The organism is Microbispora siamensis, assembly GCF_016863095.1.
In the GTDB taxonomy this organism is placed as follows: Bacteria; Actinomycetota; Actinomycetes; order Streptosporangiales; family Streptosporangiaceae; genus Microbispora; species Microbispora siamensis.
Map to the genome: position 1 here is coordinate 31,339 of NZ_BOOF01000005.1, position 12,359 is coordinate 43,697.

General features: G+C 72.7%; 15 protein-coding genes. 2 read left to right on the plus strand and 13 right to left on the minus strand.

The window, feature by feature from the left end; translation table 11 throughout:
* Position 1: 1 nt before the first annotated feature.
* Positions 2–823, minus strand: a complete 822-nt coding sequence (locus tag Msi02_RS06690; protein ID WP_204047553.1) for an MOSC domain-containing protein — start codon at positions 821–823, stop codon at positions 2–4.
* A 159-nt stretch (positions 824–982) separates the two neighbouring features.
* Entirely contained in the window at positions 983–1,720 is a 738-nt protein-coding gene (locus Msi02_RS06695) for a hypothetical protein (protein ID WP_204047554.1), read from the minus strand.
* 207 nt (positions 1,721–1,927) lie between these two features.
* On the opposite strand from Msi02_RS06695, the gene Msi02_RS06700 reads away from it, so the two are divergent.
* The gene (locus tag Msi02_RS06700; RefSeq protein WP_204047555.1) at positions 1,928–2,230 is read left to right on the plus strand and encodes an NUDIX hydrolase; all 303 of its coding nucleotides are present in this window, start codon (positions 1,928–1,930) and stop codon (positions 2,228–2,230) included.
* Here Msi02_RS06700 and Msi02_RS06705 read toward each other — a convergent pair.
* The 9 genes from Msi02_RS06705 to Msi02_RS06745 form a co-directional block, all read right to left on the minus strand.
* Entirely contained in the window at positions 2,227–3,021 is a 795-nt protein-coding gene (locus tag Msi02_RS06705) for an SGNH/GDSL hydrolase family protein (RefSeq protein ID WP_079314095.1), read from the minus strand. The two genes, Msi02_RS06700 and Msi02_RS06705, sit on opposite strands and share 4 nt — an antisense overlap.
* Before the next feature lie 14 nt (positions 3,022–3,035).
* A complete protein-coding gene (aroQ, locus tag Msi02_RS06710; RefSeq protein WP_079314096.1) occupies positions 3,036–3,470 on the minus strand; it encodes a type II 3-dehydroquinate dehydratase in 435 nt (144 codons plus the stop codon).
* Positions 3,467–4,543 (minus strand): 3-dehydroquinate synthase, encoded by a 1,077-nt coding sequence (gene aroB / locus Msi02_RS06715; protein WP_204047556.1) that lies wholly within the window; start codon positions 4,541–4,543, stop codon positions 3,467–3,469. Before aroB ends, aroQ begins: the two co-directional genes overlap by 4 nt.
* Positions 4,540–5,052 carry a shikimate kinase gene (locus Msi02_RS06720; RefSeq protein WP_204047557.1) on the minus strand — a complete coding sequence of 171 codons (513 nt, stop codon included), beginning with the start codon at positions 5,050–5,052 and terminating at the stop codon, positions 4,540–4,542. The genes aroB and Msi02_RS06720 overlap by 4 nt, the downstream gene beginning before the upstream one ends.
* Before the next feature lie 14 nt (positions 5,053–5,066).
* Entirely contained in the window at positions 5,067–6,245 is a 1,179-nt protein-coding gene (gene aroC, locus Msi02_RS06725) for a chorismate synthase (protein WP_204047558.1), read from the minus strand.
* Between the two features lie 93 nt (positions 6,246–6,338).
* Positions 6,339–7,037 (minus strand): prepilin peptidase, encoded by a 699-nt coding sequence (locus Msi02_RS06730; RefSeq protein ID WP_204047559.1) that lies wholly within the window; start codon positions 7,035–7,037, stop codon positions 6,339–6,341.
* A 133-nt stretch (positions 7,038–7,170) separates the two neighbouring features.
* Entirely contained in the window at positions 7,171–7,740 is a 570-nt protein-coding gene (locus Msi02_RS06735) for an SseB family protein (RefSeq protein ID WP_079314101.1), read from the minus strand.
* A gap of 101 nt (positions 7,741–7,841) precedes the next feature.
* Positions 7,842–8,948 carry a barbiturase gene (gene bar, locus Msi02_RS06740; RefSeq protein ID WP_079314102.1) on the minus strand — a complete coding sequence of 369 codons (1,107 nt, stop codon included), beginning with the start codon at positions 8,946–8,948 and terminating at the stop codon, positions 7,842–7,844.
* Positions 8,948–9,883 carry a carbamate kinase gene (locus Msi02_RS06745; protein WP_239108181.1) on the minus strand — a complete coding sequence of 312 codons (936 nt, stop codon included), beginning with the start codon at positions 9,881–9,883 and terminating at the stop codon, positions 8,948–8,950. The genes bar and Msi02_RS06745 overlap by 1 nt, the downstream gene beginning before the upstream one ends.
* 214 nt (positions 9,884–10,097) lie before the next feature.
* On the opposite strand from Msi02_RS06745, the gene Msi02_RS06750 reads away from it, so the two are divergent.
* Complete coding sequence (locus tag Msi02_RS06750; RefSeq protein WP_204047560.1) at positions 10,098–10,739, plus strand: TMEM175 family protein; 642 nt, start codon at positions 10,098–10,100, stop codon at positions 10,737–10,739.
* On the opposite strand, the gene Msi02_RS06755 is transcribed toward Msi02_RS06750, so the two are convergent.
* Positions 10,723–11,025 carry a hypothetical protein gene (locus Msi02_RS06755; protein ID WP_204047561.1) on the minus strand — a complete coding sequence of 101 codons (303 nt, stop codon included), beginning with the start codon at positions 11,023–11,025 and terminating at the stop codon, positions 10,723–10,725. The genes Msi02_RS06750 and Msi02_RS06755 overlap by 17 nt on opposite strands.
* A 115-nt stretch (positions 11,026–11,140) precedes the next feature.
* Positions 11,141–12,304 carry a pyridoxal phosphate-dependent aminotransferase gene (locus tag Msi02_RS06760; protein WP_204047562.1) on the minus strand — a complete coding sequence of 388 codons (1,164 nt, stop codon included), beginning with the start codon at positions 12,302–12,304 and terminating at the stop codon, positions 11,141–11,143.
* Positions 12,305–12,359: the final 55 nt, after the last annotated feature.

The following is a 12,359-nucleotide window of genomic DNA, read 5'->3' on the forward strand; positions in this document are numbered from 1 at the left end:
GTCAGGCCAGGGGCACGACGGGGTCCCCGACGCGGATCGTGCCGGTGTTGCGGGGGACGATGCGGATGCCGAACCAGGTCTTGCCGTCCCACTTCCGGTGGCGGGCGAGCGTGCGGAGCGGCTCCTTGCCCTTGACCGCGTCGGCGGGGTCGATCGTGGTGACCGCGCACCTGTCGCACAGCTCGGACACCCGGAACTCGACCTCCCCGATGCGGACCTCCCGCCAGCCGTCCTCCGCGTACGGCTCCGCGCCGTCGAAGACGGCGTTCGGCCGGAAGCGGGCCATCGCGAGCGGCCCCGGAGGCTCCTCTCCCCGCTCGGCGGCCTCCTTCGCGATCCACTCGTCAAGCAGGCGCAGCGACGACAGGGAGGTCAGCAGCAGCGGCGCGTCCCAGGCGAAGCTCACGACCTCGCCCGGCAGCCCGCCGTGCGCCGGGTCGATGGACCGGCGGCGCGGGTCGTCCAGCCACACCAGCCGCGCCGGCCGGCCGAGCAGGCGGGTGAACCACTCGTCGGCCCGCGGATCGGCGGCCACCGCCCGGTCCAGTCCGCTGAACCCGACCGGCACGCTCGGCCCGGTCGCCGGAGGAACGGTCAGATCGGGCATGCCGGGCGCCGACAGCGCGAGTCCGCCTCCGTCGAGGTTGCGGGCGGTCACGGTGATCATGCGAGGAAACTCGCCGAGCCAGAGGTTGTCCCCGTCCTCGCCGATCACCGCCCAGCGGCGGTCACCCTCCAGGCCCCACCGCTCGACGAAACCGCTCTCCTGAGACAAGCCGGCAGCCGATTTGAGGGGATATATCCGCAGATCGCATAGCCGCATGATCACAGCGTACGCATCGGAAACCGCTTTCACGAGAGGGTCGGCCACACCACCTCAGGGGCTCGTGCTCCCGCATCACGCGCGCCTCGACCGGGCCGGACCCGGCAGTCGCCCCGGCGTCCCACCTCATGCGGGCGGCCCGGCCGCGCCGTCTCCGGGTCACATCTTGGTGACCGCGCCGAACGTCTCCCCCGCGTTCAGGCGCCGTACGAGGTCGAGCACGGCGTGCGGCCCGCCGTTCGCGGTGACCCATCGGCTCACCCGGCACGCCGCCTTCGCGTAGGTGCGCTGGTCGGCGCCGGCCGCCCGCAACCAGGCGTCCAGCGTCACCGGCAGCGCGGCGTCCGTGGTCGCCAGGCAGCGGTCGGCCGCCGTATCCGGCGCGAGGTAGCGCGGGTCGCCGGAGACGAGAACGGCCAGGCCCTCGTCGAACCACTGCGGCACCGCATCATTCGTGACCAGGCGGTCGTGCAGTTCGACGTGCGACATCTCGTGGGAGGCGATGACGGGATCCACGCCGTTCGGTGCCAGCATCACCGCGCGGTTCAGCACCGCGACGCCCCGCTCCCCGCCGCCGCCGATCCGGCGGTAACAGCGGTCGCTGAGGCAGGCGAGGATCCGGGGAGAGGCCTGCCGGCCGCCGTAGAAGGCGCGGACGCGCCGCTCCGCCTCCTCCACGGTGGCGACCACCTGCCGCCTCCGGAACGGCGGCAGGCCCGACTCCGCGTACACGTCCGGCGCCAGCCGCTCCAGCCCGTAACAGCCGGGGCAGGCCGTGGCCGCGACCGGAGGAAAGGCCACCGCCACGACGGCGGCCGCCGCGATCGGCAGGGCCGCGAGCACGGCGAGCGGCCACATCCGCCCGCGCCGGGGCGCGCGCCATCGCTTCCACGCCATCGGTCACTCCCCTTTCTCGAAAGTGGTGAAGCAGGAGCTTGGCGCGATGTCCGCCCGTCGCGAATCGGACCGGGGTAGGACCTTGTCCGGTCTGAGGCGGCGTTCGCGCCGTCCGGGCTGCCGGTGGCGCCGGTGCGCAGGCCGGACGGCTCCATCCGAGCCTCGGACGGGGGCGTGAGGCCCGGAACCATGCGTAGAGTGCGCGTCATGAGCGCTGACGCCCCCGTCACGCCGGTGTGCCTCACCCGGGGCGGCCGACCGGCCTTCGTCGTGAACGTCGAGGTTTTCCTGGAGCGAGACGGCCGGTGGCTGCTCATCCGGCGCGGCGCGAAGGAGGCTCACGCGCCCGGCATGCTCGCCGGCGTGGGCGGCAAGGTCGAGGCCGACGGCGAGGCCGAAGGCGATCCGCACTGCCCGCCCTGGATATCGCGAAGCCTGCGCCGCGCGACGGCTCAGATCAGCACCGAGAGGGGAGGGGTCAGTGAGCAGGGGTTAGTGAGCAGGGGTTAGTGAGCAGGGGGCAGGGGGCTGAGCTCGGGCCGCTTGGGGGCGAGGCCGTCGCCGGAGGACGTGCCGCGAAGGCGCCGCCCGATCCACGGGCCGAAGTGCTCCCTGAGCCACTGCACGTCCTCGCGGCGCTTGGCCCTCGGGTCCACCCGCTCCCGGGGCGGCCAGGTCTTGCGCCAGTCGTCCTCGCCCGGCACGCCCAGCACGTGCAGGACCCGGGCCGCGACGAGGCGGTGGCCCTCGGCGTTCATGTGCAGCCGGTCGCCGCTCCAGGCCCGCCAGTCCCGCAGCCCCTGCATCGACCACATGTCCACCAGGTGGCAGCCGTACAGGTCGGCGATCGAGCGGACGTGCATGAAGAAGATCGCGAACTTGCCGCGCAGCTGCCGCATGATCGGGGTGTCCCGGGGATCGGTCCCGGTGAACAGCACGACGTCGGCGCCGGTGGCCCGCAGGTCGCGTACGGCGGCGGCCAGCTTCTTCGCCATCTGGTCCGGGTCGGCGCCGGGGCGGATGAGGTCGTTGCCGCCCGCGCAGAAACTGATGAGGTCGGGCTTCAGTCCGACGGCCACGGGCACCTGGTCGGCGACGATCTGGTCGATCAGCTTCCCCCGCACCGCGAGGTTGGCGTAGCGGAAGTCCGGTTCGAGTAAGGCGAGCCGCTCGGCGACCCGGTCGGCCCAGCCCCGGTAGCGGACCACCTCCCCCGGCGCCGGAGGGGGCGCGTCCGGGAGGGGGTCGTTGAGCCCCTCGGTGAAGCTGTCTCCGACCGCCACGTACGACCGGTAGCCCATGATCCCTTCTTTCGTCACTCGCCCATGTCCGCGATCGCGCGAAGCGCGAGCTCGTACGACCGCATGCCGAACCCCGCGATCGTCCCGGTGGCCACCGCCGCCACGACCGAGGTGTGGCGGAACTCCTCCCGCGCGTTCGGGTTGGAGATGTGCACCTCGACCAGCGGAGCCGTACGCTGCGCGATCGCGTCGCGCAACGCGTACGAATAGTGGGTGAAGGCGGCGGGGTTGAGGACCACGGGGGTCCTGCTGTCGGCCGCCTCGTGGATCCAGCTCACCAGCTCGGCCTCGTCGTCGGTCTGCCTGACCTCCACCGACAGGCCCAGCTCGCGGCCGGTCTCGCGGCACAGCGCCGCCAGGTCGTCGAAGGTCTGCGCGCCGTAGACGTCGGGCTCCCGGCTGCCGAGGCGGCCCAGGTTGGGCCCGTTCAGGACGAGCACCTGCCTCATCGGGCGACCTCCCGGTACGCGGCTTCGAGCAGTTCCTCCGAGGGGTTCTCCAGGCGGGCGGGCCTGCCGACGTCGTCGAGCACGACGAACCGCAGCACCGCTCCCCTGGCCTTCTTGTCCACGCGCATGTGCTGGCGCAGCCGGGGCCAGGCGTCGGCGCGGTAGGAGGTGGGCAGCCCGACCGACTCCAGGATCGAGCGCGTGCGGTCCACGACGTCGCGGCCGACGCGGCCGTCGAGCCGGGACAGCTCGGCGGCGTAGACCAGCCCGATGGCCACGGCCTCGCCGTGCCTGATGTGGTAGTCCTCGACCCGCTCGATGGCGTGGGCGAGGGTGTGGCCGTAGTTGAGGATCTCCCGCAGGCCGCTTTCGCGCAGGTCCGCCCCGACGACGTCGGCCTTCACCCGGATCTTGCGCTCGACCAGCTCGCGGGTGTGCTCGCCTTCGGGGGTGCGGGCGGCGGCGGGGTCGTCCTCGATCAACATGAGGATCGTGGGGTCGGCGATGAACCCGCCCTTGATGATCTCGGCGAGGCCCGCGACGTAGTCCTCACGCGGCACGCTCGCCAGCGTGGCCAGGTCGCACAGCACGCCCTTGGGCGGGTGGAAGGACCCGACCAGGTTCTTGCCCTCGGGTGTGTTGATGCCGGTCTTGCCGCCGACCGCCGCGTCCACCATGGCAAGCAGCGTGGTCGGCACCTGCACGACCTGGACGCCGCGCAGCCACGTCGCGGCCACGAACCCGGCCAGGTCGGTGGTCGCCCCGCCGCCGACGCCGACGACCGCGTCGGAACGCGTGATGCCGTACCGCCCGAACGCCGACCACAGCTCGGCCGCGACGTGGACGGACTTGGCCTCCTCGCCGTCCGGCACGGGCAGGGCGACGACCTCGAATCCGGCGCCCTCCAGGGTCTCGCGCACCGGCCTGGCGATCTCGGGCAGCCCGGCGGGGTGGATGACGGCGACCGTGCGCACCTTCGCGTCCAGCAGGCCCGGCAGCTCCGGCAGCACATCGGTGCCGACGACGACGTCGTACGGGCTTTCGCCCCGCACGGTGATGCGCGTCGCGGTCACAGCGCCGCCTCGATCTCGATCGCCACGTCCTCGGGCTCGCGGCCGTCCGTGGCGACGGTGATCACGGCGAGGCCCTCGTAGATCGGGCGGCGCTGCTCCATCAGCTGCCTCAGCCGGCTGCGCGGGTTCAGCACCAGCAGCGGCCGGGCCGAGGCGAGGCCGACCCGCTTGACCGCCTGGTCGAGCCCGACCTGGAGGTACACGACCCGGTGGCCGGACAGCAGCTTCTGGGTGTGCTCGTGCAGGATCGCGCCGCCGCCGAGCGCGAGCACGCCGGGGTGCGTCTCCAGCGCGTCGCGCACGGCCTGCGCCTCCAGCTCGCGGAACCTCTCCTCGCCGTCCTCAACGAACACGTCGCCGACGGTCTTGCCGGCGACGGCCTCGACGTCGGCGTCGGTGTCGCGGAACGGCAGGCCGAGCCGGTCCGCGAGGAGCCGCCCGACCGTGGACTTGCCCGAGCCGGGCGGGCCGATGAGGACCGCGGCGGGGCCTTGGGACGCCGATTGCATGATCACAAACCTTATTACTTGATGACCAGGGACGACAGGTAGCCCGACAGGTTGCGCGCGACCTCTTCGACGGAGTCGCCGCCGAACTTCTCGACGGCCGCGTCCGCGAGCACCAGCGCCACCATCGCCTCGGCGACGATCGCGGCGGCCGGGACCGCGCAGACGTCCGAGCGCTCGTGGTGCGCCTTGGCGGGCTCGCCGGTCAGCACGTCGACCGTGGCGAGCGCGCGGGGCACGGTGGAGATCGGCTTCATCGCGGCGCTGACCCGCAGCGGCTCGCCGTTGGTCATGCCGCCCTCGACGCCGCCGGCCCGGTTGGTCATCCGGCGCACGCCCTCGGGGGTGTTCTCGATCTCGTCGTGGGCCCGGGAGCCGGGGCGGCGGGCCGTCTCGAAGCCGTCGCCGACCGCGACCCCCTTGATCGCCTGGATGCCCATGAGCGCCCCGGCGAGGCGGGCGTCGAGACGCCTGTCCCAGTGGGTGTAGCTGCCGAGGCCCGGCGGCAGGCCGTAGGCGACCACCTCGACCACGCCGCCGAGGGTGTCGCCGTCCTTGTGCGCCTTGTCGATCTCGGCGACCATCGCCGCGCTCGCGGCCGGGTCGACGCAGCGCACCGGGTCGGCGTCCACCGCCTCCATGTCGCCGGGGCCCGGGAGCACGTCGCGGGGCGCGACGGCCTCGCCGATCGAGACCACGTGGCTGACGATGTCGACGCCGAGGGCCTGCTTGAGGAAGGAGCGGGCGACCTGGCCGAGCGCCACCCGGGCGGCGGTCTCCCGGGCGCTGGCCCGGTCGAGCACCGGCCGCGCGTCGTCGAAGCCGTACTTCTGCATGCCGGCGAGGTCCGCGTGGCCGGGGCGGGGCCGCGACCGCGGCGCGTTGCGCGCCTGGCCCTCAAGCACCTCCGGGTCCACCGGGTCGGCGGCCATCACGGTCTCCCACTTCGGCCATTCGGTGTTGCCGATGCGGATCGCGACGGGCGAGCCGAGCGTGCGGCCGTGCCGTACGCCTCCGGAGATCGTCACCTCGTCCTGCTCGAACTTCATCCGCGCCCCGCGGCCGTAGCCGAGACGGCGGCGGCGCAGCGCCTCGGCGAGGTCCGCGGTGGTCACCTCCACCCCGGCGGGCAGGCCTTCCAGGATCGCGAGAAGCTCGGGGCCGTGTGACTCCCCGGCGGTCAACCAGCGCAGCATGGTGACAAGTCTTCCATGTGCGCCCGACTGCGACGTCCCCCTGACACCCCCATGACCGTACGCGGATCCCCCCAGACCGGAAAACCGCGGGTGCTACCCACCGGGGGAAGCCCCGGGAAAAGCACCGGGAAAGGCCACTGCGACGAGCGCCCCCGCGAGCATGAACGGGCCGAACGGGAACTCGGTCGTGCGGGTGGCCCTGCGGGCCAGGAGCAGCCCCACGGCGTACAGCGCGCCGAGGACCTGGCCCGCCATCCCGGCGACGACCGTGGCCTGCACGCCGAGCGCGCCGGTGAGCAGGCCGATCAGCCCGGCCAGCTTCACGTCGCCGAGCCCGAGGCCCGTGGGGCGGGCGAACCACAGCACCGCGTAGACCGCGCCGAGCGCGCAGCCCGACGCCATCGCGGGCAGCAGGCGGCCCGACGGCGCGAGCAGGGCCAGCAGGATCGGGTACGACGGCAGCGTGATCGCGTCGGGCAGCCGCCAGGTTCTCCGGTCGATCTCCGCGAGCGCGGCCCCCGCGGCCACGGCGTACAGCCAGGCGGCGAGCACCCAGCCGTCGTGAACGCGCCAGGCCACCAGCGCCGCGGCCAGCGCGGTCACGCCCTCGGTCATGTACGGCGGACGGGGCAGCGGCACGGCGCGGGCCGCGGCGGCGAAGGCCCCCCGGGCCTCCCCGCGGCGGCTCCTGCCCTGGTCGTCCGGCTCCGCGCCGAATCCGGCGGCGACCTCCCTGGCGTACGCACCGGCGATCAGGCCGAGGACGGCGGCTGCGAGGACGACGAGGGGCACGGGGCAGACACTAACGCCCGCGCGCCGCCGTGGCCCGGGGTGCGGACTCCCCTGTGGACGACCGCGGTCCTGTGGACGACAGCGTTCCTGGGAACGACATGGCCGCCGCAGGCCAGGAGGCGGTCGAGGCCGCTCAGGCGCGGCGGCGGCTCCACCAGCGGCCGCGGCGCTTCTCCTCCACCGTCCCCAGACGGGCCACCGTGGCGCCCGGCACCTCGCGGGCGAGACGGTCCACGGCGGAGGTGTCCCTCTTGGCCTCCTCCACCGTGGCGAGGGCCTGCAGCATGCCACCCTCGATCACGAACGGGACCGGCCCCGCCACGTCCACCACCACGGCGGCGGCGCTCTCGTGCCGCGCCGCCTGGCAGACCTGCGGAGTGGTGGCCTGCACCGGCCGGGCGTCCGGGCGCCACCTGCGCATCGGCTCGGTCCCGGTGAAGGCGAGCACGGCCTCACGACCGTCCTTGCCGACCAGTTTCGGGAGGGCCATCTCGCTCTCCTTCTCCTGGCGCAGGCCGTGCTCCCCCACTTCCGACTCGGTGAGCAGCGCGACCACGGGCACCAGCAGCCTGGTCCCGGCGAGCGCCGCCAGGACGTCGGCCGCGGTCGCCGTGCCGGCCTGGAACGCCGACAGCGCCGCCGCGACGGGCGCGTCGGTGCCGCCGTCGTCGTCGGGGCGCAGGGGCTGCGGAATGGCCGGCATGTCTGCGACCCTACCGCCCGCCCCGGGCGGTGCCGTACGCGCTCCGTTCCGCCGATCAGCCCAGGTCCGCAAGCCCGATCAGCCCAGCTCGGAAAGCCCGATCAGCCCAGATCCGCGATGGCGATCACAGGGCCTCCGCCGGACGGGCCCTGGTGGACTGCCGCCACGGAGACGAACACGGCCGGATCGCCGGTCACGCTCGCCGCCACCCCGCCGACGGTCGCCTTGATCTGGCGGTGCCAGTGGACGTCGGAGTCGTCGAGCATGATGTTGCGCCGCCCGCGTACGCGGCCCGACGGGTCGGCCTCGCATTTGATGAACAGGTTGACCAGCCGGTCGCCGAGGTCGTCCGGGTGCGGGCGCTCGGGCAGGTCGATTCCGGCGCTCCGGATGGCCTCCCAGATCCCGTCGGTGTCCAGGGCGTCCTTCATGACCGAGTGGCCGGCGCGGTACCGCCCGCCGATCCCGCGTACGTTGCCCACCACGACGATCTGGGCCCGGTCGAGCTCCACGCCGCTGGAGCACGAGGCGACCGACGAGTAGAGCGACAGGTCCTTGTGGATCTGCTCGGCCGAGGGCGTCTCGATCTCCCCCAGCGCGACCGCGATGCCGAGCGCCGTGGTGGAGTTGGAGATGTCCATCGACTTCAGCGTGTCCTCGGTGACGACCGTCTGGCCGCGCTCCTTGGCGTCGGTGATCGTGGACAGCGTGAGCAGCGGCGTCTTGGTCTGCACGTAGTGGACGTCGGCCGGGTCGTCGATGCCGGCGATCTTCATCGCCTCGCGCACCCCGGCGGCCACCTTCTCGACCATGGCGGGCCTGCCGATGTCCTCGGGGAGGATCACCTCGCTCATCGCCACGCCGACGCTCACCCGCGGCTCGTCGGTCCGTACGGCCGTGGCCGGATCGACGGTCGCGAAGATCGTCGCGTGCGGGCTGAGCACGCCGTCGGTGCCGCCGGACCACACCAGGGGCACCTGCGCGACCTCGTCTGCGGTGCGCGTGCCCTTGGCCACGAGCACCTCGCGGAAGGCCCGGTCGGCCAGGATCCGCGTGTAGTCGTTCACGCCGCCGTTGCCCTCGGTCTTGCCGATCACGGCCAGCACGCGGTCGGCCTCGATCACGCCGTCGTCGATCAGCCTCGCCAGCCCGGAGGCGTCGGTGACGCTCTCGATGGGGACCTTCCGTACCTCGATCGGATCCGGCACTATCTCTCCACCCCTCTGTACACCCTCGTACCGATATTTCCTGACAGCGCGGCACCGATGTGGTGCAGCGAGGTGATCACGGCCCGTCCCCCGGTCTCCTCGGCGAAGCGCAGGGCGGCCTCGACCTTGGGTCCCATGCTGCCTCCGGCGAAGTGACCGGCCGCCTGCAACTCGCGCAGGGCGGCCACGTCGATCTCCCCGATCGGGCGGGCGCGGGGCGTGCCGAAGTCCACGGCGGCGTACGGCACGTCCGTCGCGATCACGAGCTCGGTCGCGCCGACGGCGGCGGCCAGCACGGCGGCGGCGAGGTCCTTGTCGACCACGGCCTCGATTCCGGTCAACGTGCCGTCCTCCCCGCGCACGACCGGCACTCCCCCGCCTCCCGCGGCGACGACGATGAACCCCGCGTCGATGAGCGCGACGGCGGCGGGGGCGTCCAGGATCTCCACGGGCCGCGGCGAGGCGACCACCCGCCGCCACCCGCGGTCGAACCGCCGCCAAACCTGGCCGTGCCCCTCGAATCGGCGCGCCTCGTCCTCCCCGAAGTAGCGCCCGATCGGCTTGACGGGTTCCTGGAACGCCGGGTCGGCCGGGTCGACGAGCGTGCGGGTGACGATCGCCGCCACCCGGGCGTGTCCCAGCTCGCGCTGCAGGGCGTTCATGATGAGCGTGCCGATCGTGCCCTGCGTCTGGGCCACGCACCAGTCGAGCGGGACGGGCGGCACGACGTGGGCGGCGAGCTGGTTCTTCAACAGGAGGTTGCCGACCTGGGGGCCGTTGCCGTGCGTGAGCACCACCTCGTGCCCGGCCCTGCTGAGCGCCGCCACGTGGGCCATGGCCTCGCCGATCGCCCGCTGCTGGTCGGCCGGGGACGCGCTCCCGTCGGGAGCCGTCATGGCGTTGCCGCCCAGTGCGATCAGTACGCGTCCGCCCACACCCGGAAACTATCCAGCCCCATCCGGGCCTTCATTGGCGAGTCTCGCCCACCCCTGCCGCAACCATGGGCAGATTTCACCAAGCTCGGCATTCACGCTCGTCAGCGCGCAGGGGGTTCTCACGGGGTCGTGGCCGTCCCGTCGCCGCCCGGCTTCCGTCCGAGGCGGCTTCTGCCAGAATGCTCGCCACTGCCCCCCTTTCCTGGAGATCCGCATGGCCACGCCTCAGGTGCGTCCCGGGCTCACACACGAACGCGTCGGCGTCTTCGCCGACGCGATCTTCGCGATCGCCATCACGCTGCTCGCCCTGGAACTCCCCCGCCCGGAGGGCGAGGACTTCCAGCGGCTGGGCGCTTTCTTCGGCGACCACTCCGGCTCCTTCATGGCCTTCGCCATCGCCTTTCTCATGCTCTGGTTCGCCTGGCGGGCCCATCACACACTGTTCGACCAGATCGAGCGGGTGTCCCAGCCGATGCTCCTGCTGCACATCCCGCTGCTGTTCTTCGTGGCCGTCCTGCCGTACACGACGTCGATCTTCGGCGAGACCAACGCCGGCCATCTGCCGGCCGAGGCGGACGGCAGGGCCGTGGCGACCGGCCTGTTCGCCGGCAACGAGGCCGTCCTGCTGCTCTGCCAGGGCGCGCTGTTCACTCTGGTGCTGGCGCAGCGCCTGCACCGGCCGGACGCTGACCTGCGACGCCTGCGCGGCAACGCCTGGATCTACTGGGCGATCGGGGTCTACTGGCTGCTGACCGCCGTGGCGAGCGCGTGGGCGGTCACCGCGGTGCCCTTCCTGTGGCTGGCGACCCCGCTCGTCGCCGCCGGCACGGTCCGTGTGCTCAGGATGAGGCGGTGAACCCGCGCAACACGTCCGCGATCTCGTCGGCCTCGTGAGCTTTACCGAGGCCACTGCGATCACAACTCGCAGGGGCGGCATCGTCGGCGGAGTCCTGGGCGAGCCGGTCGAGGAGTGGCTTCCAGCGGCGCACCGCCTCGATCGCCAGCTGCTCGGTCTCCTCATCGGCGGCGCGCAGGAGGTACTCCTTCACCGCCGCGGCGACGACCTCCTGCATGCTGCGGCCTTCCTTCTCTGCGCACCGCCGCAGGGCCTCGCTCTGCGCCTCATCGAGGCGAAGCATCATGCTCATGTCTCCACCATCCGGCGGCGCGTCACGGTTGGCGCTATCACCGACAGTACACAGCACGTGACGGTAGGCGATAACGACTTTTTCAGCCGCGGCATCCAGGCGGCTTCGCTCAGGACAGGCGGCGCAGGCGGGTCACGGCCTCGTCGATGACCTCGTCGCGCTTGCAGAAGGCGAACCGCAGGAAGTGCCGGCCCCGTGCGGGGTGGTCGTAGAAGACCTGGGTCGGGATGGCCACCACCCCTGCGAGCTCGGGCAGCCGCCGGGCCAGCTCCAGCCCGTCCTCGAAGCCGAGCGGCCGTATGTCGGTCTGCACGAAATAGGTGCCGGCGGGACGGAGCACGTCGAAGCCGGCCTCCGTCAGGCCCGTCACGAGGCGGTCCCGCTTGCTCTGGAGGGCCGCCCGCTGGGCCGCGACCCACTCCATCTCCTCGCGCAGGGCGTACGCGACCGCGGCCTGCCAGGGGGCGTTCGCGGTGAAGGTGAGGAACTGCTTGACCGCCTGCACGGCGCCCGCGAGCGGCGCCGGAGCGCACACCCAGCCGGTCTTCCAGCCGGTGACGCTGAAGGTCTTGCCCGCGGAGGAGATCATGACCGTGCGCTCGCGCATGCCGGGCAGCGTGGCGAGCGGAACGTGCTCGACGCCGTCGAAGGTGAGGTGCTCGTAGACCTCGTCGGTCACCGCGATCAGATCGTGCTCCAGGCAGATCCGGGCGACGCACTCCAGCTCCTCGCGGGTGAACACGGTCCCGGTCGGGTTGTGCGGCGAGTTCACCAGGATTGCCCGGGTGCGAGGAGTGATCGCGGCCTCCAGCTCGGCCGGGTCGAAGGTGAACCGCCCCGCGTCGACACGCAGCGTGACCGCCCTGCGGACGGCTCCCGCGAGCGCGACGGCCGCGGCGTAGGAGTCGTAGTAGGGCTCGAAGACGACCACCTCGTCGCCCGGTTCGCAGAGCGCGAGGATCGCCGCGGCGATGGCCTCGGTGGCCCCGACGGTGACGAGCACCTCCCCGTCGGGGTCGTAGGCGAGGCCGTACCACTGCTTGCGGTGCTCGGCGACCGCCTGCCTCAGCTCCGGGAGGCCCGGTCCGGGCGGGTACTGGTTGAGGCCGCTCCGCACGGCCTCGACCGCGCGCTCCAGCATGCGCTCCGGCCCGTCGGTGTCGGGGAAACCCTGGCCCAGGTTGATCGAGCCCGTCTCCACGGCCAGCTTCGTCATCGTGGCGAACACGGTCGTGCCGAACTCCCGCATCCGCCGCACCAGCGGCTCCTTCACGGCGCTCACCCTATCCGGGACCACGGAGGATGGCACGCGCCGGCAGACCTCCCGA

What these genes read in the sequence shown, in the direction of transcription:
- Msi02_RS06690 (WP_204047553.1), bottom strand. Translation starts at nt 823, where the DNA reads ATGCGGCTATGCGATCTGCGGATATATCCCCTCAAATCGGCTGCCGGC.
- Msi02_RS06695 (WP_204047554.1), bottom strand. Translation starts at nt 1,720, where the DNA reads ATGGCGTGGAAGCGATGGCGCGCGCCCCGGCGCGGGCGGATGTGGCCG.
- Msi02_RS06700 (WP_204047555.1), top strand. Translation starts at nt 1,928, where the DNA reads ATGAGCGCTGACGCCCCCGTCACGCCGGTGTGCCTCACCCGGGGCGGC.
- Msi02_RS06705 (WP_079314095.1), bottom strand. Translation starts at nt 3,021, where the DNA reads ATGGGCTACCGGTCGTACGTGGCGGTCGGAGACAGCTTCACCGAGGGG.
- aroQ (WP_079314096.1), bottom strand. Translation starts at nt 3,470, where the DNA reads ATGAGGCAGGTGCTCGTCCTGAACGGGCCCAACCTGGGCCGCCTCGGC.
- Msi02_RS06720 (WP_204047557.1), bottom strand. Translation starts at nt 5,052, where the DNA reads ATGCAATCGGCGTCCCAAGGCCCCGCCGCGGTCCTCATCGGCCCGCCC.
- aroC (WP_204047558.1), bottom strand. Translation starts at nt 6,245, where the DNA reads ATGCTGCGCTGGTTGACCGCCGGGGAGTCACACGGCCCCGAGCTTCTC.
- Msi02_RS06735 (WP_079314101.1), bottom strand. Translation starts at nt 7,740, where the DNA reads ATGCCGGCCATTCCGCAGCCCCTGCGCCCCGACGACGACGGCGGCACC.
- Msi02_RS06750 (WP_204047560.1), top strand. Translation starts at nt 10,098, where the DNA reads ATGGCCACGCCTCAGGTGCGTCCCGGGCTCACACACGAACGCGTCGGC.
- Msi02_RS06755 (WP_204047561.1), bottom strand. Translation starts at nt 11,025, where the DNA reads ATGATGCTTCGCCTCGATGAGGCGCAGAGCGAGGCCCTGCGGCGGTGC.